This is a genomic window from Butyrivibrio sp. VCB2006 (assembly GCF_000420945.1).
GTDB lineage: Bacteria > Bacillota > Clostridia > Lachnospirales > Lachnospiraceae > Butyrivibrio.
Genome location: NZ_ATVX01000013.1, coordinates 1 through 20410, shown reverse-complemented (window position 1 = coordinate 20410; position 20410 = coordinate 1). Strand labels below are relative to the sequence as shown.

The following is a 20410-nucleotide window of genomic DNA, read 5'->3' as shown; positions in this document are numbered from 1 at the left end:
TTCTGATAACTCCCACAATTCTCATTGCATGCTATTTCTCTCAGATCTTACTTCTAAGGAGCTCTCCAAGATCTCCTACAGCAGTTTCAATCCATACAACAGCAAACATTATTGCAAAACTGCCTGCAACCGATATGCCAACTATGGCAAGCTGCCAATACTGCTTTTCCATAATAATGAACACAGCAGCAACTACCATGACAAGCCAAAAGATGACCAAAGCCCAAGAGCTGACTTTCTCGATTGCCTTAAGAAACACACTTACAAGAGCAAGTACACAAAACACAGGTATCATAATCATCCGAAGTAATAATCTGGTAATCATCGTAAGCCTCCTTCGCTGGTGTCAACAAAACAATACTCCTATAAAAATGATACTTTTACTTACTGAAGTTTTTCAAGTTTGCGGAGGATCTCTTTCATCACCGCCAGAATTTCTTCCTGTCTCTGCTTTAAGTCATCGATATCTTTTTTGTAAACTGCTCCCGTGGTATTAGCTTGCTTAGCATACTGATTCAGATTGTTTGCCATGTTGGAAAGAAGGAAACTAACTCTCTTGAGATCTTTGATATCCAGATGAATGCAGTAACCATCAATTGCCATCTTCCGGATATAAGCAGCGCGACATCTGATGCCCACCTGCTGCATCTTCTGTCTAATACGCTGCTCTTCCGAAGGTGTAAGTCTTAAAAGAATCCGAACGGTCCTCTGAACCATATCATGCCCTTTCACATACAGGGCAGAGCTCACGGAGCTTTCTCTTTTCCTCCATATCCTCAAGAATCATGTCCTTGAGCTTATTTCTTACGGAGGTCCTCTCTTCCTTTTCAGCAACCGTCTCTTCAGGAAGATTGTTGATAATACCATCAAGCTGGTTATCATTCTGCTCAACCATATCCTCCATGGTTCTTGTGTGGCTCTTAAGCTTTACAGGATCACTGGACTCGTCCTTTTCTTTTTCGTCTACAGCTACTCCTCTGACATCATCCCACTTCTTAATCTCGCTCATGATTCATCCTCACTTTCTTCTGAAAAAGACTTATCGCCGGAATCTTCCTTGTCTGCCTCTGTCATATAATCGTCTTCATCGTCATCTTCATCCTCAAAATAATCTGCATCGGGATCATAATCGCTCTCCTGCTTAGGCTTAATCTTCTTGGACGTCATATAAAGGTATCCGCCAATTCCCGCAATGGCAGCTATCAGCACGATTGTCATAATCAGATTAACGTCGGCCTTTGGCTTTTCCTTTTCCACCTCTTCCTTTGGAGGCTCAGGAGTCACAGGTTCCTCTACCACAGGTTCAGGTTCTTTCTTTTCCTGCATTGATTCGATATACGCCTTAGCTTCCTCATCATCCATAAGACTTAGAAGATCTGATTCATCAACAAGATTCAGGAAATGAACATTTTCTGTCCCGTTGTCATCACGGTCAATGATGATATAGAAATAATTCCCTGCTTTGGTCACTACAGTGATAAACTGCTTCCCACCAGCTTCGAGACTTCCGTAATCATCAACCAGTTCAAGATTTCCATCCGGAGTAAGCGGTCCCCAGTGTTCCTCTATCACTTTCTCTTTTCCCTCGCAGTAAGTGTAATCATAGGAGCATACTTCACACTCCTCATTAACACAGTCTTCTGTGCACTTATCCTCGCAGATACATTTTGCTTCCTTGGTCTGGGCAAATGCAGTTACAGGTGTAGCACCTATAAAGAACGTCATCACCCCCATTGCCGCTATTGCAGCTCTAAGCTTAATCCTTCTCTTCATCGTTTAGCTCCTCCATCAATTCTTCGTCAAAATCATCTCTCTCATCTTCTTTGGTCTCTCCGATAGAAATATCTTTTTCCTCATCTTCGAAGAGTTTTCCTGACGCAGCCCTTGCCAAAAGCTGCTGCAGCTGCTCAGGTGTCATGTTCATGGCGTGTACCATTCCATGGATCTGGGCATTTTCCTCTTCCTTGCATTTACGCTCAAGTTCCTTTATCTTGGCGTCAAGATCTGCACGCCTGGCCTTTGCTCGGGCAAGTTCTTCCCTGTATTTCTCTAATCTCTCAAACATGCCTTTCCCCTTTCTTAATTGATACGTCCATAACAGTAAAAATGTGATCTGAAGTAGCTGGTGTCGTAGGAAGCATACTTAATCGGATTTCCTGCATGGATCATGATTTTGTTTACAGGATCGACTACGATTCCCACATGGCTGGCTCCGCTTGTTGCATAGGTTCCTTTGAAGAATATAAGATCTCCTGGCTTTACTTCTGATTCACTTATCCTTGCTGTGATATTCTTAAGTCCATTGGCAGTCTGTCTTCCAACATTCCAGCCATTTCCACAATGATTGATAACCCAGCTGACAAATCCAGAGCAGTCAAAGCCTGTGTCTGGATCATAGCCTCCCCAGACATACGGTTTATTCAGATGTTTTTCTGCTTCATGAAGCATTCTTCCAAACTGCTCATCTGTGAGAAATTCTCCGGGAACCCGGTAATCACCATAATCGCCTTCTGTTGGATTGGAATAGATGTCATCGAAAAGATATGGCTTATTTCCTTTACAATCGAAAATAACCCACATCCTGAGCATGTCATCATCTGAGATTTCCAATTCCTGAGCTACTACTTCAAGAGTCTTGTTGGTAAGTGTGACGTTGAGAATATAGTATTCATACTCAACTTCCACCTCTGTCTCAACAATTTCTCCGTCAACTTCCTCTTCGACAGTTTCTGTTCTAGTCCTTGTTTCAATCTCTTCCTCAAGTTCCAGCTCATACTGTTTTTCCAAAAGCTCTTTCAGATACTCCTGGACTTCATCTCTCTTGTAGTCCTCATAAACCACAGTCAGAATTGCTGCTAAGAGCCACGGGTTATGCCCAATCTCATCAAGCTCGTAGTTGTACTCATCATATCCGGGATAATCTCTTTCGATGTGACTTATCTGATCTCTGATATCATCTTCTAGATCTTTGTAGTCCTGCTCAACCTGCTTTATATCAGAATCTTCCGCCACATATGATGTTCCGATTGTGATATTTCCAAGCCCTTCAAAGCACATAGAACACGACGACATTACAGACATAATCAGCAGAATCAGAAGAAGAACAAGAAGAACCACCAACACTGCCTTGCCATGTTCAGCAACAAATTCAGCTATCTTTTCTGTGAAATCCTTTGCTTCTTTGGCCGTTTCTTTTCCTGCTTTCTCACCTGCCTTGGTTCCGCCATGAGATTTTCTGTATACCTCTCCCTGTCTTTTTTGCTGTTGTTTTTTAGTTGGTTCAGCTTCTGCTTTTCTCGGACTGTCACGAAGTTTTGAAGTATAAGGATTGGAGCCAGAAGAAACTTCTCCTTCGGCTCCCTTTACCTCAACTTCAGCCTGATCAGCTGCAGCTTTTTCATTACTGGATTTATTCTTGCGACTTCTGTGCAGTTCCTGGGCTTCTCTATAGGCATCTTCAGCAAGCTGTGTACCTCTGTTAAGAGCCTGAGCACCCACGTTATCATCCTGATGCTCTTCAACCTTGTCGTGAACCACAGCTGATGTCACACCGGCTGCCGTTACTTCTGCACGGGCTTTCTTCTGCGACTGCTTTCTCAGCTTTTCGGAATGCTTTATTTCAGCTTCTGTCATGGAATTATCTTTCTTACCATGTCGGAGAAGATTCCTATACCTCTCCGCTCGCTTCGCTTCCGATTTAAGCTGACTCATTCTGTACCTCCGTCACTTCCGATAACTTGGTTGTCATTATCTTGTAAAGCTCAGTGTTCTGCGGGAATCTGTCCACAAATGGCAAAATGACATTTCCGTAAAACAAAAGCCCTTCACCTTCTCCTGAATGTGTTACATAGGAGAGCTGATGAGGGCTTATATTGAGCTGCTTTGCCAGGATCTGTCTGTCCGCAGCAGCCTGATTTAGCATATAAATGAAATCAGAGTTCTCGAAGATATTCTCAATCTCGCTGGATGCAAGCAAATCCTTGATGTTCTGTGTTATACCAGTAGGAATACCGCCCCACTTACGGAATCTCTTCCAGATCTCTACCGTGTACGCTGCAGTCTGTTCCTCACGAAGTAACAAGTGCATCTCATCAAGATAGTATCTGGTACACTTTCCGACATTTCTGTTGGCAGTAACTCTGCCCCATACCTGATCCTGAACAACAAGAAGTCCAATCTTCTTAAGCTGCTTACCAAGGTCCTTGATGTCATAACATACAAGTCGGTTCTTGATGTCTACGTTAGTCCTGTGATTAAAGACATTAAGAGATCCGGAAACATATATCTCAAGCGCTTTTGCCACATGATGTGCTTCAGGCTCATCCTGCTTTAACAGCGCATTATAAAGATCTTCCAAAATTGGCATCCTCTCAGGTCTGGGATCCATGAAGTAATCCTGATATATCTGATGGATACAGCGGTCAATTACAGTTTTCTCTACCGGCTTAAGTCCGTCTTTTCCGCCTACTATAAGTTCACACAGAGACAGGATGAAATCCGCTTTCAAAGCCACAGGGTTATCATCATCTGAGTAGTTGGCGTTGATGTCCATCGGATTGATATACTGATCACTGGTTGGAGCAATCTTAATAACCTGGCCCTTAAAGCGTTTTACCAATGCTGAATACTCAGACTCAGGATCACTGATGATGATATCGTCATCCGTTACAAGAAAGGCATTGGCAATTTCTCTTTTCGCAGAGAATGACTTACCGGATCCGGGAGTTCCAAGGATAAGGCCATTAGGATTCTTAAGTTTCTTCCTGTCCACCATGATCAGGTTGTTGGAAAGAGCGTTAAGACCGTAATAAAGGCTCTCCTTATCTGTCTGGAACAGCTCCTGCGTTGTGAAAGGAATGAAAATTGCTGTGCTTGATGTGGTAAGTCCTCTTTCGATCTCAATCTGGTTGTAGCCAAGAGGCAGCGCGCTCATGAGTCCCTGCTCCTGCTGGAAGTCAAGGCGGACCAGATTACAGTTGTGCTTCTGAGCGATTGAAGAAGCCTGGAAGATATTGTTCTCAAGCTCTTCCTGAGTCTTTCCTGTATTCAGGATTGTGAAAGTCATTAGGAACATTCGCTCATTCTGCGACTGAAGTTCTTTCAAAAGATCTTTCGCATCTTTGCCATAAGTAGCAAGATCCGAAGGAATTATCTCCATGTCGTATCCGGCTCTTACAGCCTTCTTCTGTTCCTCAATCTTACTTCTGTCAAGCTCAGTGATGGTGTGCTTTACTGTCTTAATCGCCTCATTCTGATCAATGGAGTGAATGTGCATTGTTACCACCTGGCAGGAGTCAACCTTAAGAAAATCAGCCAGCATTCTGTCACTGATATCTGACGCAGTGATAGCCAGGTAAGATACCGAAGCAAAGGTATCTCCCATCTTAAATACTCTTCCGTTTTTGAAGTAGAAAGAGCTTGGAGCAATGAAGTCTTTAACGGAAAGACCTGATCCTGAAAGCCACTTCCAGTCGAAGAAGAACTTGGCGTTGTCACCTACATGGAAGATTTCATGCATTACAGCGAGCCTCTCTTTTCCATTAAGGGATTTTGCCTGTACTCCAATTCTCCTAAAGTTATTGAGAATGTCAGTTTCAAGATGAATCAGCCTTGGTTTTGCGCTCTTAAGGCTATCTGCATGAATCCCAAAAGTAAGATACTTGGTTAAAGTCTGTCCGTTATTTCCAGCCTGCATCTGTCCCAGAATAACGCTTGAATAGCCATCTCTTACGTCATTGAACTCATCATTATTATGGTCGATAGCAAGGCTTCTTCTGAATTCTTCTATATCAGTAGTCATCCCCATGCAGGAGATCTGTGCGTGTACTGAACTATCAAAGTAATTCAGGAACGAACACCACTCACCATAGATTTCATTCTGATCCTCCGGCTGAGCCAACTGATAATTGATGTCCTGAAAGGCAATTGTCTTGGAATAGTAGTCCTTGGTGACCCTACAGATTCCGTCCTGGAACATACGCTGAAAAGGAATTGACTGCTGCGCGGTTCTGGGAATGCCATCATTTCTCTTTGCTTTCTTAATGACTCTCTCAATTCTTTTCTTATCTCTTTTTGGAAGATTTTCCGGAATGACGTACTGTTTCTTTTCCCTTTTGAACAGCTTTCCTGGATTTATCAACGGCTATACCTCCTTCCGTGATTTTCTTTATTTCTTTTTGCGTCTTAGCAAGACGCTCTAATGCTGCATAGTAGTTGTCTGTCTTATAGGGACGCTCCTTGGGTCTTACGATTATCGCCTTAATAAAGTGTTGTATGATTACCTCAAGGGGCTCTCCGTTCTTTTCATAAAGTGCAAGGAAAAACATCGGCATCATTATGAGCATCATGCACATGACTGCCGTGTTGATAGGTGCAATCTGTTTTATCAGGAAAAATGACGGTACTCCTATGAGTGCCGCCACTGAAAAACAAATGATCTGACGCTTTGTGAGATTGAACGCCAGCTTCGATTTTACCTTTGTCAGATCCCTTGGCACCGAGACGTATGATGCCATTTAGTTTCCTCCTTAGTGTACCTGGAATATTGTCTTGGTCACTGCGCTTGTCTTAAACAGTGAGAAACAAAGAAGGATTGTATATCCCAATGCTCCCCAGAGTGATCCAACAATATCTGATGAAAATGTTACTGAAGTGATGAGTGCTGCATAGATTCCTACACAGACCATAATGAGAAATCCCTGGAATCCAAGAGCCATGAGTGCTCTGAAATAGTGTTGTCCCATACTGCTCTGTTCCTTATTTCCGAAGGTGGACATAGGGATTGGTGCAAGGCTCATGGTGAGATAGATTTCTATCATTCGACCGTAAACTATAACGAAGATGATCTTGGACATAATAGCAAGGCCAAGCTTTACGATAAATATCTCAAGCCAGAGGCCAAAGAGCTCAAACATGCCCATCGCTTCCAATGTTGACTGCATAGTCGCCAGAGCTGATGCATCAACCATAGTAGTACTGTTTATTACGCCTGCGCTGTTTAAGATCACGTGCTGAGCCACATCAAATACCGCCATGGATATATCGAAACAGTGTGTTATGAGTTCCACTGCGATATAGGTTTTCAGTATCCACTTGAAGAATATCCAGGACTCAAACTGTGCCAGGTTGTTGTGACTGATAACCAACTGTATCAGCTCGTAGCACGCAATGAATGTCAGAATTATTCCTGCAATCGGCATGATGACGTTGTCCGACAGATTCTTTATCACAGCAAAAACACTGGGCGAAAAGTCCTGCGGATTTGTTCCCACCTGACTTGCCACCGATGAAACTTCATCGTTCACCATGCTAAAGAGGCTTGTCATGTTGCTCATCACCGCTGATACAAGTAGTTCTTTCAGCATATCAACAAGCTGAAGAAATGCGTTTTTCATTGGTTATTACCTCCCTGTTTCTGAGGGAATAGCCGGCGGGATAACCCCGCCGACCTTCTGTTTCCTCCCTTCTGCGCTGATCAAAAGAGACCTGCAAGAAGAGGAACAAGTGTGGTTCCAACAAGGGCAACACCGCCACCAGCCATGAGCTGCTTCATTCCCTGTGACTTAGCTCCAGGGTTGTCATTGCCGTAGCCCTCAAGAAGGTTGATTGCTCCCCATACACCGAGTCCTGCTCCAAGTGCGATAACGATTGTCTGAAGTGATCCAATTGCGCTCTGAAAAAATGCCATAATAAAATTCCTCCTTAAAAATACGGAAAGCCGGGGCTTCTTTTTGCTCCCGGCTTTCATAGTTGATAGTTTGTTGTCTTTTCCATATTCAGTTGTCTCTATTGGCCCTTTGCATGTGCACCTGCATTTTGGGCACAAAAAATAGACCGCAATCCTCGTCAGAACTACGGCCTATGTACCCATTCAACTATCAGCTACATAGGATTTTATTATGTAAAGTTCCAATGAGTAGGGCATAAAAAGCTTATGCCCAGTTCATTGGAAGATGACATTAACTACCTCTGGCCACCCTGCTCATGATAATTCGTGCTAACAAGTTACCTAAAGCCTTTCTCATTCTTGGATCTTGATATAATTCCATCCTTTTTCTCGCAATTGCCTCTTTGCTTCCATCGAACGAATCATCAAAAGCAGCATCAACTGCGACTAACACTGTAACTATCGTCTCAAGTATTCTTAGTGTCTCTGGGTAGAATGCCATATTTCTTATTCCTCCACATCAATTACTTCGAATTCATCATCAGGTTTCAATTTCATCTTACGGTTCAGATACTTCTCGATATCGAACCAGTTCTTCTTGTCATAGTCTGCTGTCAGCTTGTAATTGGGATGCTGGGTCAGATCATACTTCTCAGAATAAAAAGGACGAACACCACGCACCTGCACGATGCAATGATCTCCATCCATTGTTGCCAGCTCATCAAATGACATAAGGTCATGTCCGAGCTTTTGGTAATTCAGGTTGTAGCTCTGGGAAGTTCCCCTGGACTCACCGGTATTGTAGGTGTCTATAGTCTCCTTCCCCAGCATTTGGTTAAGATCTTTAAGCGTAGACTGTTCCGCGCCTCCAAGAAAAATCTGACTATCACAGTTGGCAATGATTGTCTCAGCATTATCCTTATAGATGGCTTTCAGCTGTGACTTTGCCTGCAACACAAGACAGGCAGAGATTTCACGGCTTCGGATAGTTGCCATAAGGCGCTCTAAGTTAGGGATTTGTCCGATATTGGCCGTCTCATCTACAAGACAGCGCACATGGACCGGAAGCCTTCCACCATAGACATCATCGGCTTTCTCACAAAGCAGATTGAAGAGCTGGGAATAGATCATAGAGATCAGGAAGTTAAAAGTTGGATCTGTGTCGCTCATGATAAGGAAAAGAGCTGTCTTCCTGTCTCCAACTTCATCCAGATCAAGTTCATCATAGGATGTGATCTCCCTGAGTTCTTCAATATCAAATGGAGCAAGTCTTGCACCACAACTTATGAGAATAGATTTCATGGTTTTGCCAGCAGCAAGGCGGAACTTTTTATATTGTCTTACTGCAAAATGATTCGGGTCCTTGTTCTCCAGGTCCTCAAACATAAGATCCACTGGGTTCTGAAAGTCCTCATCATCTTCTCTTACTTCCATGGAGTTAAGGAATTCCAAAAGCGTACTGAAATTCTGCTCTTCTTCAGGAGCTTCGTAATGGATATAGCCGATAAGAGCTGTATAAAGCAATGTCTCAGCCTTAGTCCAGAACTGATCTCCTTCCTTTCCATCTCCCTTCGTATTGGCAATGAGCGCCGTTACAAGTTTTAAGATGTCAGTCTCGGAATGGATATACATAAAGGGATTGTAATGATTGGACTTCTTGAAATTGATGGTGTTAAAGATTTTGATGTCATAACCGTTCTTAAGCAGCGCATTTCCACACTCGCACACTATGGTTCCTTTCGGATCACAAACCACATAGCTAGAGTGGCACTGTAAAAGGTTAGGCTTTAACACAAATCTTGTTTTACCGGAACCGGAGCCTCCGACAACAAGGAGGTTTTTATTTCTTGCGTACTTGGGCAGCTTTGGTCTGCTGCTCATGGTAATGCGTTCTGTCTTTGACAGGATAACATTGTTCTTGAAGTCCGGATCCATGAATGGCTCTATATCTTCCTGCTTCCCCCACCTGGCTGAGCCGTATTCCTGGTTGTGGCGAAAGTTTTTTGCGTTCTTTCCCTTCAGATAAACTGCTATCCTAAGAGCAGCTCCGGCAGTGATACCTACTGCCAGGTCAAAGGGATGAAGGCTCGGAAGGATATTTTCGAAAGCCCTGGAAAAGCCTCCGTACAGGACGAGCCCCTGCACTTTCTCAGAGACGTTGGTTCCACTTGCTATTCTCCAGGCTTCTCCTAAGTTTGTTGCAAAACCTCCCACCAAGAAATACGGGAGATTTAGCAGAATAGTCTTTTTAATCTTTTTCGTATTCATCGCTCTTTCTCCATTGTCTTTTCCTTGATCTTTCTAGGAATTGCAGCAACAATCTCCTTGAAGTGCCTGAGTTTCTTAAGGACACTTGGTCTGTTTTTACCTTTCCTCTTGAGTTCTTTTGCTGAGTACTCTTTCATTACATGTTTCAAAGCATCAGCATCTCTGGACTTAAAGAAGATAACGTATCTGGGCGGATCTCCTTTCGGAACTGTCTTATCCTTCTCTACAGCAAAGTCTACGTTGTACTTTCTTGCCACTCTCTGAAAATCACGAAGCCCGGTCTTGGCTATATCAATGGTTGATACTCCTGCATCCTGTCCGATAAGCTCTTTCACAGACTGCTTTCCCTGAGTATGCTGGATCTTCTTATTTTTCCTGTGATCAAGATATTTCTTTATGCCAGCGATAATTGCTCTGGCAGATAATTTGGTAGTGGTAATGGCGAGGTTCACGGTTCTATTCTCAACCTCTTCCTGCATCTGATCACCCCCTTATCAGCGGCTGCAGCAGGAGCTCTTCACTCCGCTGCGCCTACCTTATTCTTTGTTTTCTTATCAACGTTCAGGATGCCATCAAGCGTTGTGGATACAATGCCAAGGCGCTTTGCCAGGGCAATATCATTCTTAACGTTCTCATCTGTAGTTCTTCCGCACACAACTACGACACGAGATCTTCTAAGAAGCTCCTCAGCCATCTCGATTCTGTCTTTGTGCTCCTTGTTGTCATCATCATCTAAGAAATCTTTCTGAAGAAGCAAAGGACAAATAGGCGAGTATCCAGCCTGGTACAGCTTTCTACAGAATTTCAATGCATCCTCTTTTGCTTCAAAATCATCTTCTTTCCATGCTGATGTGACGTAAGCTAATGGTCTGCTCATCTTTTCCTCCTAATAGAAAGAGCCTTCCGCTAAGAAGGCTCATAATTCCTGTTTGTGATTCTGTTTTCTCTGCCATTGCTCCAGGAGCTTAATGATGGTGTCCTCCATCTGCTTTGGAGTATATGACTTCGGGAAATACTTCTTCAGTACTTCGTTCTTGATGGTTACTCTGTCCAAGTCAGATTTCTTTTCTTCAGACATAATGGCGCAGAGAGCTTCTTTAGTACAAAGACCGGCCTGCTGCATCTTCTTCATGCGCTGTGCCTGAGATAGTGATGGGATTGCCTGAGCATAGTCCATGGCGTAGAGGAGATTTTTCTGATTCTCCTTAGTGAGATAAGAGATCTCAACAGCAGGATTCAATCCCAACTTCTTGTTATCAACCATATCCATCAATTCAGGCAGAAGTTCTGTTAGTCTGATAAATCTCTTTACTTGCGTAGTACTACTATTAGCTTCTTCTGCCAACTGATATTGTGCCCAGCTTAACTTCGGACCAACTTGGTCCGAAGTTAAATCTCTTCGTTCCCCCTGGTGTTTTAAAGCTTCCATCTTCATCTTGAAAGCAAAAGCCCTCTCACTGGGAAGTATCTCCTCTCTGGAAAGGTTTGAATCAACCATCAAAATGACAGCTGCGTCATCATCAAGATTCCTAACAATAGCTGGCATAGTCTGTAGACCTGCCAACTCACAGGCATGGTGCCTTCTGTGACCTGATACAATCTCATAACCGCCTTCTTCTCTTGGCCTGACTATAGCAGGAGTTAGCACACCAAACTTTTCAATGCTTTCCACAGTCTTCTGCATATCCTCGTTATCCAGTACTTTGAAAGGATGATCCTTAAAGGGATAAAGATCTGACAATGCTATCTCCTGGACTTTTTCTACTTCTTCAGATGACTCTTTTCTTGTCTCCTCAATAGAGAAGATGTCATCGTAACTGGCCAAGCTGATGTTGGCGCCTCTTTTCCCCATCAGATAACACCTCCTTCGTCAGATTCTTATATGCTGCTGCCACCTTGCCTCCCGGATCATGAGCAAAGATACTCTTTCCTTCAGCAGATATTTCCGCAGCTCTTACAGAATGTGGGATAACGGAATCAAATACCCTGATCTTGCTTCCATAGGTCTCCCTGATAAGGTCGCTTATCATCTTGGCATCATTTGTTCTGCCATCCACCATAGTAAGCAGTATTCCTTCAATCTTTAGCTTCGGATTGATCTGTCTTTTTACTTTGGCTATTGTTCCAAGGAGCTGCTCCAGGCCTTTAGCAGATAGATATTGGGCCTGTACTGGAATAAGGCAATTATCTGCCGCTCCTAAAGCATTAACTGTGAGCATGCCCAAGCTGGGAGAACAGTCAATCAGTATGTGGTCGTACTGCTTGTTCACAGTATCGATATACTGCTTCAATATCTTTTCCCTGCTAATAACGTTGGTAAGTGACATCTCTGTTCCGGCCAGCTCAATACTGGCAGGCATGAGATCAACACCCTCAGGATGAGTTAAGATTCCTTCCTTATTGCCTATAAGCTGTTCATTTAGGACTCTCTCCATCATTGTTGATATAGTTGGATACAGTTCATCTGGCCTCGGATAACCAAGGCTGATCGTGAGACTCGCCTGCGGATCCAAATCAATTAGGAGTACTTTTTTTCCTTCAATCGCTAGTCCGACACCCAGATTCTCTGTAGAACAGGTCTTCCCGGTTCCTCCTTTTTGGTTGACTATTGCTGTTACGTTAGCTCTGTGTGACACATTTCCACCTCCTAAATCAGCCCGTTTGCCATGTCATTGTTTACAAGGGACTGATAGTAATTGTTGATTGTCATCGGTGCATTGTAGAGTGCAGCCAGGACATACTGCTTGATATTACGGACTTTAGTACTATTCTCTTTCAGCCCTGTAAGCACATATTCAATGTGGTTACTCTCAAGCTTCATGAATGCACTTCTAACTACTGCTGCAGGCTTATCATCTCCTGCGATGCGGATCATGGATCTTTTGCTGCAGACAGTATCAAGTATCAGTTCAAATATTTCCTGGATCATGTCCTGATCAAGGGGATTGTTCTTCAGAAGGTTTTCATAAGAAAGCTGCTCATAGAAATATTCTCTGTAACTCTCCCTCTCATCCATCTCGTCTGATAAGAAAGGATCAGTATTACTTAAATCAGTATTATTAATCTCAGTCTTATTAGATAGTGATTTTCGAGGTTCTTGAGGAGTGATTTTCACTGTTCCAGAGTAGTGATTTTCACTATTCTGGATTAGTGATGCCCGGGGCTGAATAAAGTTCTTCACATATATCCGATTTGGTTTTCCCAGGCCCTGTCTCTTTTTCTCAATAAGACCAATAGATTCCAACTCTGACAAAAGCTTCTGCGCTTTCTGATCAGCACATCCCAATGCAGACTCTATTGCTTCTACTGTGCAGTACACAAAGATCCGTCCTTGCTCGTCAATCCACTTATTTTTGGTAGAAAGGCTAACCCTGTCCAAGAGCAGCCCATACAGCGTTTTGGCATCCGAAGAGATTCCCTTAAATCTCAGGTCTGTATAAAGAAGCTTAGGAACCTTATAGAATGCAAACTGTTCCGACTGCTCGCTGTAAAAGTAGTCGAAGTTCATAGATTACCACCCGTATGCCAAGTTAACCAAATCTCTTAAGTCATTCAGATCTTTTTCCGGATTCGGAATAATATCATGAGATAGTGGTCTGTCCCTGAATGGATTGACATTCTTTCCATACTTACATTTGGCATAGAGGCAAGTTCTAAACTTCCAGTCAGGCTGATAACACTCACATTCCTGACAGCATTTGGGAACTGTCATCTCCCCTGTGGGTATTTCTTCCATGAATCGCCTGAGCCTTTTGAACTTCACGTACTCTTCATCTGACATTTCACGCTGCATACATGTTTACTCCTTCCTGTCCCAAAATTCTTTTTGTGCACCATCCGATGCATGGAGCAGCTTTCTTGTAAGGGCATCCGTCGCATGGTGTTGGAACCACGCGCGGACGCTCTAACAGATAGTAACAATTCATTTTTCCAAGCCTGCACCCCGACCTATTTTCATCCCAAAAGAAACAATTACTGCAATCCCCCGGCTTGTCTCCTGAATATCTTGCGTCTACCATCAGAGTGCTTCTCCTCCCTTTGATTTTGCTTTAGGATCTTTTAGCTTTTCGCCTTTCTCATTTATGATTGAAGCGTTTTTTACCTTGTCTTCAAGGTCCTTGAGAATCGATGGCTTATCACCAATGTCCTCCCCAGCCTTCTCAGCAGCCTCTTTTGCCTCAAGTCTCTCCTCGTAATGAGAAGCGAGCTCGAAGACATTGTCCTTGCTGTCGTAGTGATAGACGTTATCGGTGAGCTTATCCTCAGGGCGAACCTCTGAAGCATTTACCTGTTCTACCATGTCCTGGAGATTTCTGTAATCAGCCATTCCATCATCTGCAATAAGGATGACCTCATGTCGTGAACTTGGAAGCACGAAAAAGTCGCCCTCAAGCCTTTCGGAAGCATCCTTAAGGAACTCGGGATAAGCAAGAATTCCTGCACCGTTTACCTTGTCTTCAGTAGATGCCACAAAGATTACATCCTTTCCATCACGCTTAAGACCCTCTGCGAACATATCGAACATGTCAACGCCCATCATTTCTCTGAGGGTGTCCGTCATAGTCTTGATCACCGCAGGACGGTAATTAGGAGCATTGGCGATAGCATCCTCATGCAGCTTGTCTGCAGTGATGCCGTAGTTTTCAAGCATGTTGTTGGTAACTGTGATGGACTGCATCTCACCGTTTGTGTGAACATCCAGAACGAAGCGGTAGTAAACTGCCATGTCCTCAAGATCCTTGTGAGGGATGTTCTCAAGGAAAGCTTCGTTGCCCTTCTTGGAAATAACTTCCAGAGAAAGTTTGTCCTTCATCTGCTCATAGTCGGTAAGCACATTCGTGTTGACTTCAGGTGCATTGTCCAGTGACTTAGCAGCAAGATCAGCAATGGCATGGCGAAGTTCTGAGTAGTCTACTCCCTTCTCATACTCCTGATAGAATCCTTCAATATTGAAGTTGATTCCAATCTGACCATCGGCAGGCTTGATTGTCATGGCCTCATACTCGACGTTGGCCTTGTTGGTGTGATTAAAACCAATCTCAACATCCTCATATCCCCTTGTGTAAAGGGACTCTTTGAGATCCTCAGCCAGCACCTCCTTGAACTCATCAAAAGTCATGTGATCCATAAGCTTTTTCCTCTCTTTCTTTGAAATGGATTTTTGAGTAAAGAAATAGGACATCCACTTCTGCTTTTTGATCACAAAAGTAAATGTCCTATGTAAAAATCTCCCCCAGGTTGGGGTAAATTTCTGACTCAAAAAATAACGATTTTTTTCCATTTTTTGAGCCGAATTTATGGTTTTCTCTTGTTTCGTTGTAAGTTTTCCCTGGTCATTCAAGAGACCCAAAACCGCGTAAATACTAGGGTTTGCCCTGCTTTAGTAATATTATGAAACTTCCGTCGCCTCCCAGCTTTTCAGCTGCCTCATCCATGAAGTTCTGGTAAGCAAGGATACCAGCTCCCTGAGTCTGATCTTCTACAGTAGCAACGAAGATTGGCTCATCCTGGACAGGACCAAGACCAAGCATTTCTGCCTGCTCTGCGCCCATCATGTCAGCAAGTACCTCAGACATCCCCTTGATGACCGCAGGTCTTACCTCAGGAGCAATCTCCATAGCGTCATTGTGAAGCTGCTCTGCTGTGATACCGTAGTTATCCAGCATCTTGTTTGTCACAAGAATGGAGCCTCTTCCTGCCTCAACAGTATCAAGGACAAAGCGGTAAACAATCGCCATATCCTCCATATTCTTATGAGGAACAGTCTCAAGAAGCTGAGCATTTCTCTCCGCGGAAACAACTTCCATGGAAAGCTTCGTCTTCATGACGCTGTAATCCTGAATCGCATTCAGGTCGAAGCCAGGACGATTATCCAGGGCCTCAGCAGCAAAACCAGAAACCTGTCTGACAATCATGTCAAATGATCTGCCATCGTTGTACTCCTTAAAGGCCTGGTCGATTTTGATGTTCACACCAATCTCGCTATCTTCAGGTTTGACTGTGATGGCCTCGTAGGTCTCATTCATCTTCTCAACTGTGTGAGTCTCGACTGAGTACTTCCTATCGTAGAGAGCCTCAAGTCTCTCCTGCACGCCCTTGGCGAGTTCATCTTTGAATGTATCGAAATCCATTCATACACCTCTTTCTGTAATCGAGCCGTTATCAGTTCCTGGCATGAAAAAAGCACCAGACCCACGAATGCACTCTGCACTCATGAGCTGATGCTCAACTCATACCAATATTCTCTTGGCCAAGAAAAAACAAGGAAGCATTTGGCTCTTGCCTGCTCCCTTGTCCATCATAATAATATCACGCCTAAAAAAGGTCTTCCATACTCAATCTATACTCAAACTATACTCAATTTATACTCATTTTATACTCAATCTATACTCAATTTATACTCACTTCAGTTTAGCTCCATCAGAAAATGCATTGCCTACTTTCTCACCAATTCCAACGTAAGCATTGTTAAATGGATCAAATGCTATAGGTCTAAGCTTTTTCATATCAACCTTGCCATCTGTAATCACGCTGTCATCCGCACTTACATTTACGATCTCGCCAACAAGTATGCCATCTGTGAAGCTCTTTACTTTACATTCTAAAGCAAGAGGGAGTTCATCGATGAGAGGTGCATCCACAAACTCACTCTTTGTTGCATGGAAACCGGCTTTGTCAAACTTATCAGGAACCTTCCTGCCGGATTCTATTCCTACATAATCACATGCAACAACCTGATCTTCAGTAGCCATACTTACAGTAAAAGCACCTCTTTTAGCAAGATTATCAGTAGTCTTATGCTCTGAAAGGCTAATAGATATCTCTTTAAAATCTGTTGTGATTCCCCAGGCAGCATTCATTGCATTGGGAACACCGTTCTCATCATATGTTCCGATAATAAGTACCGGCTGTGGGTACATAAGTGGCTTTGCTCCAAAGTTTGTTCTGCTCATTTCTCTGTCCTCCTCGTTAATCTAATGATGTGCGCCAACTTTAACTTATATTCGGAATAATGTCACAGCTTTATAGTCACATAAGACCATCAACACGCTTTTTTGCGTATTGTTAAAAGTTCACTTTCTGCTCATCTTATCTGTGCCAAACATCTCCTTATACGAAATCTCCACCTCGATATATCCTGAAGAGTAAGGTCCAATTTCATATGGTGCAAAAGAATAAATAAGCGCCTTCTCCTTAAAGAAAACATTCGCATCCTCTATCGATACGCACTCATAAGCTGCATCGTAGGCTCCATTAGCATCACTGGCAAAATACTTGCTCGAATCATCGCAGCTTTCAAAGTCCTCTTTTACCTTTTCAGCCACAATCTTCTTAAGATCTTCATCTGTTCCGGAGAAGAAATCCTTGAAATGTAATTCCTCTCCAGTGGTAAGGTCATAAACAAGCTGCTCTTTCCACGGCAAACCATGTGCACCACCGCCATACCAGACGCCACTGCAATCAATAGCCAGATAATCTTCTATAACGTCAGCATTCTTAACATAGTAATCCTGCGTCTCCTGCCATGAGCTTGAATACTCTTTGTGTGTTGCGCAATCCTCATAATCGCTCTCATTAAGTTCCATGCTGATTGCACCCATGTGGGTTTCATGTTTCTCTTTTAAATCAGCGTTTATCACATTGGCATATTCAGACCATTCATCGGAAAGCTGGAAATACTCGTCATAGTTGTATCTAAGCAGAGTATCGCACCTTGGGCACCTTGCAGAAAGATAGTTGCACAAAACAGTGCCATATTTCATGGTACTAATCTCTATACCGGTTTCATCAAGGGCAACTACGCCGTCTTCATCAAGTCTGTACCACTTGCGAACATACCCATCAACATCCTCAATGAACATGTTATCACCCACAAGCCCGTATTCTCTTTCCAAATATGTGCCTGCCCCAGGTATATTATCCCTTGTAAAAAGAGCTATCTCGTCCCCAGTAGCACAGTCGTACTCATAAAGAGTGAACTCGTTGCTGCCAGGCGCTTCATCATAATCCCTATAGTAAATCTTGCCATCTTTGTAATTTACTATAGAAATATAATCCTCTGAAACAACCTTTATCTCACCTGTTTCAAGGTCTATACACTTATAGTACTGATCCAGGATTGTTGGATATTCATGAAATAATGCATACTTGCTGTCAAATCCGGCAAACATCAGCTGTGGCTCATCAATATCAGCTAAAACCTGTGTGCTTCCATCACTTTTTATCTTAAGTATCTGGCTATTCCAATCATCAATTGCCTTGAAAGCCACAACAAATCCATACTCATCAAGAGCCCTTGAAATGCTGTATGTCCCATTCTCACCGTACATCCAACCTTTATTTGCAATAAGTCTACAATTTTCCAGGGCTTCTAGTACCTCTCCGATGGATGCTTCGCTTTCGGTAAAAGAAAAATCGTCTGCCCTAAGTGAAAAGATATCCTCTGCATAATGGTAATCGTCCAGGCTCCCCAGAGAAGATGTAATATAGATATTTCCATCATAAATCTCAAAATTCTTTAAATCATACCTGCGTTCAAGGGATGTAACTTCTGTAAACTCCTTGGTATTCATATCAATCGCCCAGATATGCTCTACAACGTCCCCGTGATCATCTGGATCAAGATACTCTGAATCTTTGTAGAAAAAGATACCTTCAGATTCTGCCAAAATATTGCTATACCAAGGTATTGGATGTCCGTTTTCTTCAGCAATATCATCCATCTCCTGATAACTGTACTTTCCGACATATTCCCCGTTTTCATCCACAACGTAGAGATACTCTTCGCTATCCTCATGAGGTAGAAGGTACTCATTAACCAAAGGAGTAATCTCTACCTTTTTCTTAATATCTTCTTCGTTGCTATCATCCTCTGCAGCTAATACGCTAGCATTACTACTAGCTATTGCAGATGATTCAGGCTCTTTTTTAGCATTACTACATCCAACCAGTTGCACAGACATTACCGCAACCAGTACTATCCCAAACAATTTATTTTTCATTTTCTTATATACCTCAAAACATGACACTTATATCATCCTCTTATTATACTTAACAAATAAGCGGCTTACAATCACTTTCATGACCGCAAACCGCGATGTATACTGGCTTTTTACCACTTTTTCTTCTCTTTAATGCCCCATCTTCAGTTTAAAATACATCAAGAAACTACGTTCGAATTAAAACTTAAACCAAGAATTATTCTCGTTGAGGAAAAATAATCTTCCGGTATAATGCTCATTCCAACAAACTGGAATTGTTAACACTCTGTCTTATTGCACCGGAGGCATAAAGCATAAAATGCAATCGCCAGAAACTGTGATACCACAGACACAGTGACAAGATACACAGGATTCAAATCATACAGGGCACCGAGAAGCCAACTGCCCAGAAACCACGCAATACCAAATCCTGTCTCAAATATTCCGAAACCGGTGCTTCGCATGGAACGCGGGACGATTCCGCTGACAGCTGCTTTCATAATACTTTCCTGCGCACCCATTCCAATCCCCCACAGAATTATCCCAGCTCCGATCAACCAGGCATTTCCAGTCATAAAAACAAAACATGAGAAGAATGTGCTGCATAGTGTGGAAATGATCAGAGCCTTCAGCCCGACCTTATCATAAAGCCAGCCAAAGAATAGTGCAGCAAAGGCATCCACAGCCATTGCCCCAGCATATAGCAGGCTGAGCATGGATTCATTAAATGCTCCGGTATTAGCCGAATGAAGTGTGATCAGGGTGAAGTCTGCAAAGCCAAAAGCAAAAAAGCAGATGGCCGCCATGAACAGAACAAATGACTTCCTGAATTCAAAGCTTGCCGGTTTATCTTCCTGCTTTTCAAAGATCTCCGGATCAGGGTATCTTATCTTTGCTGTCAAAACAAGAGCTATGGTGATCATTGCAGGAACAAGCAGTATCGCAAAAGAGATCCTATACGTTGTAAAAAGGTCGTCTGTACCTTTTACAAGAGCTGTTACAAAAAGCAGTACCGGTCCGAGAAACGCGCCAAGCTGATCCAGAAACTCCTGATAGGCAAAGCCTTTTCCGGTTCCGATCTCGCTTGCCGCAAAGCTTACCAATGTGTTTTTGGCAGGCTTTTTTATCGCTTTTCCGATACGCTCCAGGATCACAAGACCGCAGGCCCAAATCCAGCCATGTTCAGGTACGAGTGCCAGTGCAGGAATCGCCAGAGCCTGTATTACATAGCCTGTGATAACAAATGTCCAGTATTTCTTCGTTTTATCTGCTATAAATCCGGATATGAGCCTTAGTGAATACCCGCACAATTCTCCTATACCGGACACAAATCCGATGGTTGCAGCGGATGCCCCTGCGAGGTTCAGATATTCGCCCAATATGCTTCTGGCGCCTTCATGAGTCATGTCCGAAAACAGACTTACGATTCCCATCAGGGTTATAAATATTATGGCGCCAGACAAAGCCCTTTTTTTATCCATGTTCTACTCCACTA

24 protein-coding genes are annotated in these 20410 nt (G+C 43.1%); all 24 read right to left on the bottom strand.

Going from position 1 to position 20410, the window contains the following annotated elements; all coding sequences use genetic code 11:
- Positions 1 to 40: 40 nt before the first annotated feature.
- The 24 genes from G613_RS0112470 to G613_RS0112355 all read right to left on the bottom strand — a co-directional run bounded on the left by G613_RS0112470 (position 41) and on the right by G613_RS0112355 (position 20396).
- Positions 41 to 325 carry a hypothetical protein gene (locus tag G613_RS0112470; protein ID WP_029232947.1) on the bottom strand — a complete coding sequence of 95 codons (285 nt, stop codon included), beginning with the start codon at positions 323 to 325 and terminating at the stop codon, positions 41 to 43.
- A 59-nt stretch (positions 326 to 384) separates the two neighbouring features.
- Positions 385 to 717, bottom strand: coding sequence for a plasmid mobilization protein (locus G613_RS0112465; RefSeq protein WP_029232946.1), 333 nt, complete (start codon positions 715 to 717; stop codon positions 385 to 387).
- 1 nt (position 718) lies between these two features.
- Positions 719 to 1009, bottom strand: a complete 291-nt coding sequence (locus tag G613_RS0112460; RefSeq protein ID WP_029232945.1) for a DUF4316 domain-containing protein — start codon at positions 1007 to 1009, stop codon at positions 719 to 721.
- A complete protein-coding gene (locus tag G613_RS0112455; protein ID WP_029232944.1) occupies positions 1006 to 1773 on the bottom strand; it encodes a DUF4366 domain-containing protein in 768 nt (255 codons plus the stop codon). Before G613_RS0112455 ends, G613_RS0112460 begins: the two co-directional genes overlap by 4 nt.
- A complete protein-coding gene (locus G613_RS18085; protein ID WP_029232943.1) occupies positions 1757 to 2065 on the bottom strand; it encodes a DUF4315 family protein in 309 nt (102 codons plus the stop codon). The genes G613_RS0112455 and G613_RS18085 overlap by 17 nt, the downstream gene beginning before the upstream one ends.
- Before the next feature lie 14 nt (positions 2066 to 2079).
- Positions 2080 to 3711, bottom strand: coding sequence for a C40 family peptidase (locus tag G613_RS18080; RefSeq protein ID WP_029232942.1), 1632 nt, complete (start codon positions 3709 to 3711; stop codon positions 2080 to 2082).
- The gene (locus tag G613_RS0112440; RefSeq protein WP_442852305.1) at positions 3698 to 6055 is read right to left on the bottom strand and encodes a VirB4-like conjugal transfer ATPase, CD1110 family; all 2358 of its coding nucleotides are present in this window, start codon (positions 6053 to 6055) and stop codon (positions 3698 to 3700) included. The genes G613_RS18080 and G613_RS0112440 overlap by 14 nt, the downstream gene beginning before the upstream one ends.
- Positions 6056 to 6062: 7 nt before the next feature.
- Positions 6063 to 6515: a PrgI family protein gene (locus G613_RS0112435; protein WP_029232940.1), complete on the bottom strand. Its 453-nt coding sequence runs from the start codon at positions 6513 to 6515 to the stop codon at positions 6063 to 6065.
- Between the two features lie 12 nt (positions 6516 to 6527).
- Entirely contained in the window at positions 6528 to 7394 is an 867-nt protein-coding gene (locus G613_RS0112430) for a VirB6/TrbL-like conjugal transfer protein, CD1112 family (protein ID WP_029232939.1), read from the bottom strand.
- A gap of 80 nt (positions 7395 to 7474) precedes the next feature.
- Entirely contained in the window at positions 7475 to 7687 is a 213-nt protein-coding gene (locus G613_RS0112425; protein ID WP_029232938.1) for a Maff2 family mobile element protein, read from the bottom strand.
- A gap of 271 nt (positions 7688 to 7958) precedes the next feature.
- Entirely contained in the window at positions 7959 to 8168 is a 210-nt protein-coding gene (locus G613_RS0112420; RefSeq protein WP_029232937.1) for a hypothetical protein, read from the bottom strand.
- Between the two features lie 5 nt (positions 8169 to 8173).
- Positions 8174 to 9934 (bottom strand): VirD4-like conjugal transfer protein, CD1115 family, encoded by a 1761-nt coding sequence (locus G613_RS0112415; RefSeq protein WP_029232936.1) that lies wholly within the window; start codon positions 9932 to 9934, stop codon positions 8174 to 8176.
- Positions 9931 to 10413 carry a PcfB family protein gene (locus G613_RS0112410; RefSeq protein ID WP_029232935.1) on the bottom strand — a complete coding sequence of 161 codons (483 nt, stop codon included), beginning with the start codon at positions 10411 to 10413 and terminating at the stop codon, positions 9931 to 9933. The genes G613_RS0112415 and G613_RS0112410 overlap by 4 nt, the downstream gene beginning before the upstream one ends.
- A gap of 38 nt (positions 10414 to 10451) precedes the next feature.
- Positions 10452 to 10811 carry a DUF7768 domain-containing protein gene (locus tag G613_RS0112405; RefSeq protein WP_029232934.1) on the bottom strand — a complete coding sequence of 120 codons (360 nt, stop codon included), beginning with the start codon at positions 10809 to 10811 and terminating at the stop codon, positions 10452 to 10454.
- A gap of 39 nt (positions 10812 to 10850) precedes the next feature.
- Positions 10851 to 11786 (bottom strand): ParB/RepB/Spo0J family partition protein, encoded by a 936-nt coding sequence (locus G613_RS0112400; protein WP_029232933.1) that lies wholly within the window; start codon positions 11784 to 11786, stop codon positions 10851 to 10853.
- Positions 11743 to 12570, bottom strand: a complete 828-nt coding sequence (locus G613_RS0112395) for a ParA family protein (protein ID WP_029232932.1) — start codon at positions 12568 to 12570, stop codon at positions 11743 to 11745. The genes G613_RS0112400 and G613_RS0112395 overlap by 44 nt, the downstream gene beginning before the upstream one ends.
- Before the next feature lie 11 nt (positions 12571 to 12581).
- Positions 12582 to 13442: a DUF6017 domain-containing protein gene (locus G613_RS0112390; protein ID WP_029232931.1), complete on the bottom strand. Its 861-nt coding sequence runs from the start codon at positions 13440 to 13442 to the stop codon at positions 12582 to 12584.
- Between the two features lie 3 nt (positions 13443 to 13445).
- Complete coding sequence (locus G613_RS0112385; RefSeq protein ID WP_029232930.1) at positions 13446 to 13727, bottom strand: hypothetical protein; 282 nt, start codon at positions 13725 to 13727, stop codon at positions 13446 to 13448.
- On the bottom strand, positions 13717 to 13953 hold the full coding sequence (locus G613_RS0112380; RefSeq protein WP_029232929.1) for a hypothetical protein: 237 nt from the start codon (positions 13951 to 13953) through the stop codon (positions 13717 to 13719). Before G613_RS0112380 ends, G613_RS0112385 begins: the two co-directional genes overlap by 11 nt.
- Positions 13953 to 15137: a DUF5688 family protein gene (locus tag G613_RS0112375; protein ID WP_029232928.1), complete on the bottom strand. Its 1185-nt coding sequence runs from the start codon at positions 15135 to 15137 to the stop codon at positions 13953 to 13955. The genes G613_RS0112380 and G613_RS0112375 overlap by 1 nt, the downstream gene beginning before the upstream one ends.
- Positions 15138 to 15297: 160 nt before the next feature.
- A complete protein-coding gene (locus G613_RS0112370) occupies positions 15298 to 16065 on the bottom strand; it encodes a DUF5688 family protein (protein WP_029232927.1) in 768 nt (255 codons plus the stop codon).
- A 270-nt stretch (positions 16066 to 16335) separates the two neighbouring features.
- Positions 16336 to 16887 carry a flavin reductase family protein gene (locus G613_RS0112365; RefSeq protein WP_029232926.1) on the bottom strand — a complete coding sequence of 184 codons (552 nt, stop codon included), beginning with the start codon at positions 16885 to 16887 and terminating at the stop codon, positions 16336 to 16338.
- Positions 16888 to 17007: 120 nt separating this feature from the next.
- A complete protein-coding gene (locus G613_RS0112360; RefSeq protein ID WP_155828087.1) occupies positions 17008 to 18936 on the bottom strand; it encodes an RsiV family protein in 1929 nt (642 codons plus the stop codon).
- Positions 18937 to 19193: 257 nt separating this feature from the next.
- The gene (locus tag G613_RS0112355) at positions 19194 to 20396 is read right to left on the bottom strand and encodes an MFS transporter (RefSeq protein ID WP_026527378.1); all 1203 of its coding nucleotides are present in this window, start codon (positions 20394 to 20396) and stop codon (positions 19194 to 19196) included.
- Positions 20397 to 20410: the final 14 nt, after the last annotated feature.